Annotated in this window: 12 protein-coding genes; 5 read left to right on the forward strand and 7 right to left on the reverse strand. The window is 67.7% G+C overall.

The genetic code is table 11. The features are described 5' to 3' along the window. From AC6LKD_RS31550 to AC6LKD_RS31560, 3 genes are all read left to right on the forward strand, one after another. On the forward strand, positions 1-1,027 hold a 1,027-nt coding region (locus AC6LKD_RS31550; RefSeq protein WP_498118449.1), incomplete at its 5' end, for an imelysin family protein. After that, entirely contained in the window at positions 1,017-2,132 is a 1,116-nt protein-coding gene (locus tag AC6LKD_RS31555) for a DUF1513 domain-containing protein (protein ID WP_498118450.1), read from the forward strand. The genes AC6LKD_RS31550 and AC6LKD_RS31555, both read left to right, overlap by 11 nt. A gap of 152 nt (positions 2,133-2,284) precedes the next feature. Then, a complete protein-coding gene (locus AC6LKD_RS31560) occupies positions 2,285-3,118 on the forward strand; it encodes a mechanosensitive ion channel family protein (protein WP_013395181.1) in 834 nt (277 codons plus the stop codon). A 74-nt stretch (positions 3,119-3,192) separates the two neighbouring features. Here the strand turns inward: AC6LKD_RS31560 and AC6LKD_RS31565 are convergent, their stop codons facing one another. Further along, positions 3,193-3,954: an IclR family transcriptional regulator gene (locus AC6LKD_RS31565; RefSeq protein ID WP_492276592.1), complete on the reverse strand. Its 762-nt coding sequence runs from the start codon at positions 3,952-3,954 to the stop codon at positions 3,193-3,195. A 159-nt stretch (positions 3,955-4,113) separates the two neighbouring features. Between AC6LKD_RS31565 and AC6LKD_RS31570 the strand changes: the two genes are divergently transcribed. Continuing rightward, positions 4,114-5,103 carry a Bug family tripartite tricarboxylate transporter substrate binding protein gene (locus tag AC6LKD_RS31570; RefSeq protein ID WP_498118451.1) on the forward strand — a complete coding sequence of 330 codons (990 nt, stop codon included), beginning with the start codon at positions 4,114-4,116 and terminating at the stop codon, positions 5,101-5,103. Positions 5,104-5,167: 64 nt separating this feature from the next. Here the strand turns inward: AC6LKD_RS31570 and AC6LKD_RS31575 are convergent, their stop codons facing one another. After that, on the reverse strand, positions 5,168-5,959 hold the full coding sequence (locus tag AC6LKD_RS31575; RefSeq protein ID WP_013395178.1) for an RNA methyltransferase: 792 nt from the start codon (positions 5,957-5,959) through the stop codon (positions 5,168-5,170). Between the two features lie 130 nt (positions 5,960-6,089). Here AC6LKD_RS31575 and AC6LKD_RS31580 point away from each other — a divergent pair, with 130 nt between their 5' ends. Continuing rightward, positions 6,090-6,875 carry an inositol monophosphatase family protein gene (locus tag AC6LKD_RS31580; RefSeq protein ID WP_013395177.1) on the forward strand — a complete coding sequence of 262 codons (786 nt, stop codon included), beginning with the start codon at positions 6,090-6,092 and terminating at the stop codon, positions 6,873-6,875. A gap of 68 nt (positions 6,876-6,943) precedes the next feature. Here the strand turns inward: AC6LKD_RS31580 and AC6LKD_RS31585 are convergent, their stop codons facing one another. From AC6LKD_RS31585 to AC6LKD_RS31605, 5 genes are all read right to left on the reverse strand, one after another. Continuing rightward, positions 6,944-7,942: an FAD:protein FMN transferase gene (locus AC6LKD_RS31585; RefSeq protein ID WP_498118452.1), complete on the reverse strand. Its 999-nt coding sequence runs from the start codon at positions 7,940-7,942 to the stop codon at positions 6,944-6,946. Between the two features lie 25 nt (positions 7,943-7,967). Beyond that, the gene (locus AC6LKD_RS31590) at positions 7,968-8,468 is read right to left on the reverse strand and encodes a nitrous oxide reductase accessory protein NosL (RefSeq protein WP_498118453.1); all 501 of its coding nucleotides are present in this window, start codon (positions 8,466-8,468) and stop codon (positions 7,968-7,970) included. After that, on the reverse strand, positions 8,465-9,295 hold the full coding sequence (locus AC6LKD_RS31595) for an ABC transporter permease (RefSeq protein WP_013395174.1): 831 nt from the start codon (positions 9,293-9,295) through the stop codon (positions 8,465-8,467). Before AC6LKD_RS31595 ends, AC6LKD_RS31590 begins: the two co-directional genes overlap by 4 nt. Continuing rightward, on the reverse strand, positions 9,292-10,194 hold the full coding sequence (locus tag AC6LKD_RS31600) for an ABC transporter ATP-binding protein (protein WP_498118454.1): 903 nt from the start codon (positions 10,192-10,194) through the stop codon (positions 9,292-9,294). The genes AC6LKD_RS31595 and AC6LKD_RS31600 overlap by 4 nt, the downstream gene beginning before the upstream one ends. Continuing rightward, positions 10,191-11,388: nitrous oxide reductase family maturation protein NosD (locus tag AC6LKD_RS31605; RefSeq protein ID WP_498118455.1), on the reverse strand; the 1,198-nt coding region annotated here is incomplete at its 5' end. The genes AC6LKD_RS31605 and AC6LKD_RS31600, both read right to left, overlap by 4 nt.

An 11,388-nucleotide genomic window follows, 5' to 3' on the forward strand; every position in this document is an offset into this window, starting at 1 on the left:
GCCCTCGGCCGCGCTCGCGGCGCCGCCCGCCGATCTGGGCGAGCGCCTGGCGCGCGACTACGCCCGTCCCGCCGTGGCAAGGATGGTGGATGCGGCGTCGGCGTTGGACGGCGCGCTGGGCCGCTGGTGCGCCCAGCCGGGCGCGGCGGACGCCGCACGCGTCCAAGAGGCTTTCGAGAACCTGGCCCTGGCCTGGTCCGGCATCGAGTTCCTGCGCTTCGGCCCGTTGGTGCAGGCCAACCGCTACGAGCGCCTGGCCTTCTGGCCTGATACGCGTGGCGTCATGCCCAAGCAGGTGCAGGCGCTGATCGCCGCTCAGGACGGCGCCTTGCTCGTGCCCGGCGCCCTGGCGGGACGCAGCGTGGCCGTGCAGGGCCTGCCCGCGTTGGAATACGTGCTGTACGGCGAGCCGGCCTTGCTGCGGCAGGATGGCGGGAAGGTCGACGCCTACGCCTGCGATTACGCCCGGGCGGTGGCCGCCAACGTCAGGCAGATCACGCGCGATGTTGCCCAGGCCTGGAGCGCCGAAGGCGATTTCGGCCGGCAGTTCGCGCAACCCAAGGCCGGCAATGATCTGTACCGCGATCAGCAGGAAGTCGCGGCCGAGGCCATGAAGTCCCTCTCCACCGGACTGCAGTTCGCGCGCGACGTGAAGATCCTGCCCGTGCTGGGCGAGACGCCCGAAGCGGCGCGGCCCAAGCGCGCCGCATTCTGGCGCAGCCAGCTGTCCACGCGCCTGCTGGCGGCCAACCTGGACGGGCTGCAGGCCTTCTACCAGGCGGGCGCCTATGCGCTGCCCAAGGGCGACGCCTGGATGGCCGAGTCCGTGCGCGGCGAACTGGCCAGCGCGGCGCGTACGCTGCAAGCCGTGCCGGTTCCGCTGGAGCAGGCGCTGGCGCAGGAAGACGGGCGTCGTCAGCTGACCTTGGCGGCGTTGACCCTGAAGAACGCCAAGGCCATCGTCGATGAAAATCTGGCGCCGGCCCTGGGCGTCACGATCGGATTCAACGCGCTCGATGGCGATTGACCGGCGCCGCTTCCTGTCGCTCGCGGCCGCGATGGGCCTGGCGCCCGCGGCCGCGCTGGCGGCTGCTCCCAAGGACGGCGACGTCCTGTACCTGAGCGCGCGCAAGCGTGGCGGGCGGGATGAAACCGCGCTGCTGGACGAGGCTGGACACGATAGGCTGGTGGTGCCCATGCCCGCGCGCGGGCACAGCTTCGCCATCGATGCCGCGGGGGAAAGAGCTGTCGTCTTCGGCCGTCAGCCGGGTTTCTTCGCGCTGGCTTTCTCCTTGCGCGGCGGAGAGCCCCAGGCTTTGCCCATGCACGAGGAACGTCACTTCTTCGGCCACGGCGCCTATGTGGACGGCGGCCGGCTGCTGGCCGCTACCGAAAACGATTTTGAAGCGGGCCGGGGCGTGCTGGGCCTGTACGACGCCTCGCCCGGCGGCGCGTACCGCCGCATCGGCGAGTTCGACAGCGGCGGCATCGGTCCGCATGAAGTGGTGCTGATGCCCGACGGCAAGACGCTGTGCGTCGCCAACGGCGGCATCCTGACGCATCCCGACTACGGCAAGCTGGAACTGAATCTGGACACGATGCGGCCCTCGCTGGCCTACATCGACGCGGCCAGCGGCGAACTGCTTGAGAAAGTGGAACTGGATTCCTCCTTGCACCGCCTGTCCATCCGCCACCTCGCGCTGGCCGCTGACGGCAGCGTCTGGTTCGGCTGCCAGTACATGGGTCCGGCCTCCGACCGGCCGGCGCTGGTGGGGCGGCACCGGCGCGGCGCGCGGCTGGAACTGTTCGAAGGGCCCGCACAGGCGCTGCGGCAGATGCGCAACTACGTCGGCTCGGTGGCGGTGGACGCGGCCGGCGCGGTGGTCGCGACCTCCAGTCCGGTGGGCGGACAGGTGATCTACTGGGACGCGGCCAGCGGCCGTTGCCTGGGCACGACCGAACTGGCGGACGGCTGCGGCGTGGCGCCTGCGGCCGGCGAGGGCTTCCTGCTGAGCAGCGGCCTGGGAGCAATGCTGCGCATCGACGCCTCGGGCGCGGAAAAACCCGTGCTGGCGCCGTCGCGCGAGGTGTCCTGGGATAACCATTTCCGCAAGATCCCGGCGCGGGCTTGATCCGCCGTGCTTACAAAGCTTGACACAACAGGGCCGCGATGCGGCCCTGATCGCAAGCGCCATCTGATAAAGTTTTCGGCTGCTTTTTTCAGGCCGCAAGGCGCCCGCTGCCGGGCTGCTCTCGCGGCCTCAACTTTTCCGCAGGAGTATCCATGGAAGAAGCCTTGAAAGAATTTAACGCCTGGGCTCCCAAGCTGGTGGACCTGGGCCTCAATCTGGCGGTTGCGCTGCTGATCCTCATCATCGGCTGGTGGGTGTCGTCCCTGCTGGGCAGCTGGGTGCGCCGCGCTGCGACGCGCTCCAAGAAGATCGATCCCACCATCGTGCCCATGTTCTACAGCACGGTGGTCTGGACGGTGCGCATCTTCACCGTCATCGCGGTGCTGGCGCGCTTCGGCGTGCAGACGGCCAGCCTGATCGCCGTGCTGGGCGCCGCCGGCCTGGCCGTGGGCCTGGCCTTGCAAGGCACGCTGCAGAATATCGCCGCCGGCATCATGCTGCTGATCCTGCGCCCGATACGCGCCGGCGAATACGTAGCGCTGAGCACGGGCGTGGACGGCACGGTGGAAGAGGTCGGCCTGTTCCTGACGCGCCTGGTCCAGGTCGACGGCATCCACCTGACCTTGCCCAACAGCACGGTGTGGAACGCCACCATCACCAACTACAGCCGCAACAAGACGCGCCGCCTGGATATCCCGGTGCCGGTGCGCTATGGCGACAATCTGGAAGTCGTGGTGGCCAAGCTGCGCGCCATCGTGGATGCCCGTCCGGAAACGCTGAAAGACCCCGAACCGCTGGTGAAGGTGGTCGACTACAAGGAAAACGGCGTGGTCGTGAACGTGCGCGTCTGGACCGAATCAGCCAAGTATTGGGACCTGCGCTGGGGCCTGTACCAGGACATCCGCAAGTCGTTGGAAGACGCGGGCTTCCAGCCGCCGATTCCCATGCGCGAGATCCAGAACGCCAAGCCCGGAGCGGCGGCCTGAAGCGGGCCGGTCTCTGCTGGAATGACAACGGGCGCCTTCTGGGCGCCCGTTTTTTTTGCTGGCTGCAGCAGGCTTCAGGCCTGCATCGACAGGCGCGCCAGCTCGGTCTTGATCCAGCCGGCGATTTCGCGCTGTCGCTGGGCCGGCATGCGGTCGATGATGGCCGTGACGCTGACCGCCAGGATCGGCGCGCCCTGCGCGTCCAGCAGCGCGCAGCCCACGCCCAGCGCGCCGCGCACCGCGTGGTTGCCCACCACGGAATAGCCGCGGGCGCGGGTGTTTTCGATCAGGCGGAACATTTCCTGCGGCGTCATACCGCCATATTCATCCAGCCGGCCGGAGTTGCGCTCGACGATGCCGCGCGCGATGTCGTCGGGCAGGGCGGCCAGCAAGGCCATGCCGCCCGAGCCCACGCCCAGCGGCTGGCGCTTGCCGGCATAGGTGGCCAGGATCTGCACCGGATAGCTGCCGATCTCGCGATGCAGGCTGATGGAGTCGTCCTCTTCGCGCACGACCAGGAATACCGCGTCGCCGGTGCGGTCGGCCAGACGGCGCAGCACGGGCAGCAACTGGCGCACGCGCGGATCGCGCGAGCGCGTGTCCGGGTCCACCGCCAGTTGGGCGCGGTACTTCTTGGTGCCGGTCACGGCCAGCACCAGCCCGGCGTCGAGCAGGGCGGCCAGCAGGCGGTAGATGGTGGGACGCTGTATGCCCGTGAGACGGGCGATATCGGTCACGCTCAGGCCATCGGGGCCCTGGTCCCGCAGGACGGCCAGGACGGCCAGTCCGCGCCGCAATGTGCGTGGACCTGCGGCCCCAGCGTCGCTATCTTGCATGAAAATCTCTGAAAACTCGGGTTATTACGGAATGTTCAAGGGAAAACCACTGTCCGTGCCGTGGACTCTACCTTGATGCAGTGCATGTGTATAGCTCAGAATGCTGCATCGAACAATTCAAATCGTCCATTCAATGGACAGTACCTGCACGGAGACTCTATGACTACAGGTCAAAAGCCTGGACTGCGGCGTATCGCCGCGACCCTTCTGGCTACCGCCGCAAGCGCATTCGCCATGGGTTCCGCCCATGCTGCCTACCCCGACAAGCCCGTCCGCATCGTGGTCGGTTTTTCCGCCGGCGGCACCACTGACGTGATCGCCCGCATCATGGCCAAGGAACTGACCGAAAGCCTCGGCCAGTCCTTCGTGGTCGAGAACAAGCCGGGCGCCGGCAGCAACATTGCCACCGACCAGGTGAAGCGCGCGGACCCCGACGGCTACACGCTGCTGTTCGTGGCCGTGACCAGCGCCATCAACCAGACGCTGTACAAGAACGTCAACTTCGACCTGACCAAGGATTTCACGCCGGTGGCGCTGGGCGCCAAGGTGCCGAACATCCTGGTGGTGAATCCGCAAGTGCCCGTGAAGTCGGTGCAGGAACTGGTGGACTACGCCAAGAAGAATCCCGGCAAGCTGGCATTCGCCTCGTCCGGCAGCGGCACCTCCATCCACATGGCGGGCGAACTCTTCAAGATGCAGACCGGCATCGACGTGCTGCATGTGCCCTACAAGGGCAGCGCGCCGGCCGTCACCGACCTGATCGGCGGCCAGGTGCAATTCATGTTCGACAACATGCCGTCGGCCTGGCCCCACGTGCAGTCGGGCAAGCTGCGCGCCCTGGCCGTGACCACCACGGAACGCTCCAAGAGCGCCCCTGACGTGCCGACCATGAAGGAATCCGGCTTCGCCAACTTCGACGTGTCCTCGTGGTTCGGCCTGATCGCGCCCGCTGGCACCCCGCCGGAAGTCGTGAACAAGCTCAACACGGCCATGGTCAAGGCGCTGGACAAGCCCGAAGTGCAGCTCAGCTTCGAGAAGCTGGGCGCCGTCGGCGTGAAGACCACGCCGGCCGAATTCGGCCAGTTCATCAAGTCGGAAGTGGAAGGCTGGGCCCCGGTGGTCAAGGCCTCGGGCGCCAAGGTGGACTGATTTTCGATTTCCGGGCGGCGCGCCGCCCGGTAAACCTTGCTAGGGGACAGGCGTGAGCCTGCCCCTATTTTTTTGCCCCGCCGTTGCGGCGCGCCGTGGCCAGCATGGCGGTGCAGACGCCGCGCATCATGTCCACTTCGTCGCGGCTCAGGGCGTGGCGCGAGAACAGGTGCCGCATGCGCGGCATCAGCTTCTTGGGGTGGGCGGGATCCAGGAACTGCACGCCGATCAGCGCCTCTTCCCAGTGCGCCAGGAACGCCTGTACGGCTTCGCTGGAGGCCGGCGCCGCGCCACGCGGCGCTTCTTGCGCGGTGGAGGCGGGCAGCAGCGCCGCGCCCTGATCCACCAGCAGCGCGTAGCGCAGCTCCCAGGCGGCCAGCTGCAGGGCCTGAGCCACGTTCAGCGAGCTGTACTCAGGGTTGGCGGGAATATGGCAGATGCGGTGGCACAGCGCGATCTGGGCATTGGTGAGGCCAGCGCGTTCGGTGCCCAGCACCACGGCGGCGACGCCTTCGGCCGTCTCGCCCAGATGGGCGCGCGCCAGTTCGGCCGCCTGGCGGATGTCGCAGGGCGGGGGGCCCAGGTCGCGCACCCGGGCGGTCAGCGCGAAAGCCATGGTGACCGGCGCCAGCGCTTCTTCCAGGGAGTCGTGGATGCGGGCGTTTTCCAGCACGTCCAGGGCGCCGCTGGCGAGCGCCACGGCCTCCGGCTGACTTGTTACATCTGGAAATTTAGGCTCGACCAGCACCAGTTCGGAGAAGCCCATCGTCTTGATGGCGCGGGCCGCCGAACCCACGTTTCCGGGGTGGCTGGGGTTCACCATAATGAAGCGAACGCGTGAAAATGCTTGAGTCATTTAAAATGGCACGTTTGGCTTAGTGCCTTCCTGGTTTTTTGGGTCGATTTCCCCTATGGGGACTGCGGCGGACCGGGGGGCGGCAAGCGGCCTACCATCAAGCCAACTCATCGCATTCGTACGGAATTTTATGCACCCGATGCTCAACATCGCCATCAAGGCGGCCCGGCGTGCCGGCACCATTATCAACCGTGCCAGCATGGATTTGGAACGACTCAGCGTGGCTCGCAAGGGGCCGCGGGATTATGTCACGGAAGTCGATCGCGCCGCCGAGGAGTCGATCGTCGAGACGCTGCGCGCAGCTTATCCGGACCACGCCGTCCTGGGCGAGGAATTCGGCCTGCAAGGCCCCGACCAGGCCGAGTTCCAGTGGATCATCGATCCCCTGGACGGCACCACGAACTTCATCCACGGCCTGCCCAACTATGCCGTGTCCATCGCGCTGACGCACCGCGGCCAGGTCACGCAGGCGGTCATCTATGACCCGACCCGCAACGAACTGTTCACGGCCAGCCGTGGCAGCGGCACCTTCCTGAACGACCGCCGCGTGCGCGTCTCGGGCCGCACCCGCTACCACGAGGCCCTGCTGGGCGCGCACTGGCCCAACTCCGGCGATCCGGAACAAGGCTCGGCGCGCTTCCGCCAGATGGCCGAAGGCAGCACCGGCGTGCGCCGCCTGGGCTCCACCGTGCTGGACCTGGCCTACGTGGCCTGCGGCCGCCTGGACGGCTTCTGCGGCGTGGGCCTGAAGGCCTGGGACCTGGCCGCGGGCAGCCTGATGGTGCTGGAAGCCGGTGGCCTGGTCGCCGACTTCGACGGCGAGCAAGGCTGGATGGACACCGGCAACGTGCTGGCCGCCAGCCCCAAGATCTTCACGCAGATGCTGTCCTCGCTGAATCCGCCTTCGGCGGCTTGAGGCCGGGCGGCTCCGCCTGAAAGAAAAAAAACCGGCCCGATGGCCGGTTTTTCATGCGCGCTGGAAGTTCAGGTTGCCTGGCCTTGCGGCATCACTCTCCCATCCAGCAGCACGAACCAAGCGCGCAATCCCAGTTCCAGCACCACCTCCTGCGTCGCTTCCAGCGGCATGTGCGAGAAAGCCGTGGACAGCGCGTCCGCCATGGTTGCGCACGGCGCCATGACGGAGACGCTCAGATACCGCGGCCGGGCGTGGCCCGTGCGTGGATCGAACAGATGGGTGTACTGGCCCGCGGCGTCGATGGCGGTGCCGTAGCCGCCGGAAGTCGCCAGGGCCTGGTTACCCATGCTGGCGCTGGCGAGCAGACGCGCCGGGTCGCGCGGGTCGGCGATGCCGACCTGCCACGGCTGCGGCGCGGCGCGGCTGTCCAGCCCCTGTATTTCGCCCATGTCCACCAGCGCCCGTTCCAGCCCGCCGCGTTTGAGCAGGTCGGTGACGCGGTCGGTGATGTAGCCCTGGGCGATGCCGTTGAGCGTGATGCCCATGCCGGGCCGCAGCATTTCGATGCGGTTGCTGTCCAGCATTACGTCGGCATGGGACACGCGCGACAGCGCCTGCGCCACGGCCTCGGGCGGCGGGCCGTCCGGAGAGGCGCCAGGCTGCGAGAAGTGGTCGGCATACAGCTGCCATAGCGGCTGCACGGTGGGGTCGAACATGCCTGCGGTCAGCTCGCTGTAGCGCTGGCTTTCGCTCAAGAGCCGCAGCAGATCGGCCGGAGGATTTTCCAGGAAGCCCTGGCGGTTCAGGATCGAGAGCGCGCTGTCGTCGCGATACAGGCTGAAGATCGCCTCGAGCCGCCGCAGTTCCTGCAGGGACTGCGCGATCAGGCGCTGGGCAACCGCCGTGTCGGGATGATAGAGGCGCAGTTCGGCATCGGCGCCCAGCGCCGTGCCTTGCCAGGTGACGGGGGCGACCGAGGCGGCGGCGCGGCCCGCGGCGACGGGGGCGAGCGCCAGCGCGCTGGCTGCGGCGACGATGCCGATGAAACGGCGGCGGGTGTGGTTCATGGCGATAGGCCTGCAGGGGCGCGGTTTATTGGGCGAAGACATAGCTTTCCGGTACGTCGGCAAAGGTGACGACGCGGCCGCCGTGGGTGTCGGCGAAAGCCTGGGCATGGTCGCGCTGGGAGAAGGGGATGGCGTCTTCGGCGCCCATGCCGCCGATGTAGCGGCCCTCGATGACGTAGTACGCGTGGCGCGCGTCGATCCAGACGGCCGGGTCCGGCGCGCCGCCAGCGCCCGCGGTGGACATGTCGTTGACGTAGATGGCGCTGATGCCTTTGGGCTCTTCAGGCAGCAGCGTGTAGGCGAAGACCTGCTTGATCGAGGAGAACCATACCGGCGCCGCCTGCCCCTTGATGAAAATCTGTCCCTTGGGTCCGTTGTGTTCGTTGAGCGCCATGCCGCAGTAGTGGCCGACGGACTCCGTGGTCACGGCCTGGGGCGGGGGCGCGGTTTCAGGCGCGGCGCCGCTACCGCAGCCCGCGGCGAGCAGCAGGATGGAAATGGCCAGGGCGAGTTGCAAGCGTTTCATAGCGGCTTGTTCCTGAAAGCCGCCGTCGCCAGCAGGAACGGCACGGCGATCCACAGCAGCAGCGCCGCAATCAGCGCGGCAATGGGCAGGCTGGCCTGGTCGCTGACGCCCGCCATGCCCGCGTACAGCGAAATGTTCTCGAAGCCCGTCAGGTTCAGCAGGCGGTATACGTCCGAGGGATTGAGCAGCAGCAGCGCGTTGAGCAGGCCGGGGCTGACGTGGCGGCCCTGGTCGGCCGCCAGCACGCCCAGCAGCGCCATGTCGTAGATCACCACGAAGAACAGCCAGACGCCGACGGCGATGCCGGCGGCCGTGGCGCGCTCGCGCACCAGCGAGCTGATCAGATAGCCCATGGCCAGGAAGCTCGCTCCCAGCAGCACGCTGGCCCCGATCAACAGCGCGAAGGGCTGCCAGGCGCTGGCGTCCAGGCCGCCGTAGGCCCATTGCAGCGCCAGGCCGGCCGAGCCGTAGCCCGCGCCCGTGGCCAGCGCCAGGATGGCCAGGTGGCCGATGAACTTGCCGATCAGCACCTGCCAGCGCGACACCGGATAGCTGAGCAGCAGAGCCATCGTGCCCCGGTCGACTTCGCCGACCACGGCGTCATAGGCCAGCAGCATGGCGATGAGCGGCACCAGGAAGATCGACAGGCTGGACAGGCTGACCACGGTGACGGTCAGCGGTTCGGCCTTGACGGTGCCGGTGGGCGAACTGCCCAACAGGCCCAGCGCCAGCGCCAGGGCGGCCAGCAGCAGGGCGGTCGCCAGCACCCAGCGGTTGCGCAGGCCGTCGCGGATTTCCTTGCCGATGATGGTGCATACCGCGTTCATACGTCTTCCCGTTCAAGCAGATGTGCATAGATGTCGTCCAGGCCCGGGACCTGGATGTCGAGGTCGGCAATCGTGGACGACAGTGCGCCGATGCCGCGGATCGCGTCGACCTTGCCGCTTTCCTGGCAGGCCAGCTCGAAGCGTCCGGCCTCGATGCGGCGCCAATCGCCGCCAGGCGGCGGCGCGTCGGCGTCGGCGAATGTCAGGCGGATGCGGATGGGCAGCCCGGTGGAACGCCGCAGCGCCGACATCGCGCCGTCGGCGATCTTCCTGCCCGCCTTCATCACGACGATGCGGTCCGCATGGCCTGCCAGTTCGGACAGGGCATGGGTGCTCAGCAATATCGTGGCGCCAGCGGCACGCAGTTCATGGACGATGTCGTAGAACATCAGGCGCGAGGCCGGGTCCAGGCCCGTGGTGGGTTCGTCGAACAGCAACACCCGGGGCTGGCCCAGCAGCGCCTGGGCCAGCGCCAGGCGCTGCCGCATGCCTTTGGAGTAGCCGCCGACGCGGCGGCGCGCGGCGCCCGAGATGCCGACCTTCTCCAGCAGCGCGGCATTGCCGGACAGGGGCTGGCGCTTGAGCCTGGCGTAGAACGCCAGGGTTTCCTCGCCGGTCATGGAGGGGTGCAGCGCCACGGTTTCAGGCAGGTAGCCTATCCTGCCGCGCAGGCGCGCGGCGGCCGGGCTGTGGGCGTCCTGGCCGAAGATCGCGACGCGGCCGCGGGTGGGGCGTATCAGCCCCAGTATGAGTTTGATCATCGTGCTCTTGCCGGCGCCGTTGTGTCCGGCGAGCGCGACGCATTCGCCTTCGCGCAGTTGCAGGTCCAGGCCGTCGACGGCCTGCTGCGCGCCATAGTGCTTGCTGACGCCGGTAAGCGCCACAAGGTCGGTGCTCATGGGGATTCCTTGGTGCTTGCGGTGGGCGGGGGCTGCATCAGCGGGGCGCTGTCGATCACGCCGCCGGGCAGGATGGCGGGAAATTGCGACTGCGCCCAGCGCACGATGGAAATCGACGGACTGTTCAGCAGGATGCGGGCCGCCGGTGCGCGCCACAGCAACTGGTCGACCACGTCATTGGGCCGGTACGCGGTGTCGGCGATGCCGTCGCCGTCCAGGTCGAACGCGGTGTTGTCGCTCCAATAGTTGCCGCGTCCGTCCACCGACCAGTCCAGCGTCCGGGTGCCCACGTACTTCACCTGGTTGCGGTTGTTGATGAAGGCGTTGCCGGAGATCCGGTTGCCTTCCGACCCGGCGGTGAAATGCACGCCGATGTCGCAGTTGGAAAAATGGTTGTCCAGAAAGGTGTTGCGGTTGGCGTTGTAGATGAACACGCATTTGCCGGCGCGGTCCACCGTGTTGTTGGCGATGGTGGAATGGTTGGCGTAGTTCAGCATCAAGCCCTGTTCATGGCTGTCCAGCGCGACGTTGTCGCGCACCACCAGCCGGTGCGAATACATGATGGCGTAGGCGATGTCGGTGCCGGTCGAGACGTTGCCGCTGATCTCGCTATCGTTGGTGTACATGTAGTGCACCGCGTAGCGCAGGTCGTGGAAGCGGTTGCCGCTGAAGGTGTTGAGCTTGCTGGTATTGACGAAGATGCCGTCGCGGCCGGCCGAGATGTCGTTGTCCAGCACGCGCGTGCCGGGCGTGTTCCAGAGCGTCACGCCGTTGCCTCTTTCGGCCACGCGCAGCTCCTTGTTGCCCACGATGCGGTTGCTGCGGACGGTCGCGTCCGCGGGTCCCCAGACGTGCACGCCCACGAGGTTGTCCAGGATGTCGTTGCGCTCCACCACCGCGCGGTGCGCTTCGCGGTCGAGGAAGATGCCCGCGTCCATGTCGGACAGGCTCAGGCCGGAACGCGTGACGGTCAGGTTGCGCAGGGACACGTCCGCCGCCTGGACCCAGACGGTGCGCCCCTGGCGCGTGCCGGCGATGATGGCCGAGCGGTCCGCCGGGCCTTCCAGCGTCAGCGGCTTGTCGATGACGATGGCGCCGGCATAGGAGCCCGGCGCAAGTTTCAGCACGTCGCCGGCCTGGGCGGCGGCGACGGCCGCCGCCAGGTCCGCGCCGGCGGCGACATCGAGCGTCGCC

It is taken from the genome of Achromobacter sp. D7-1, assembly GCF_059760445.1.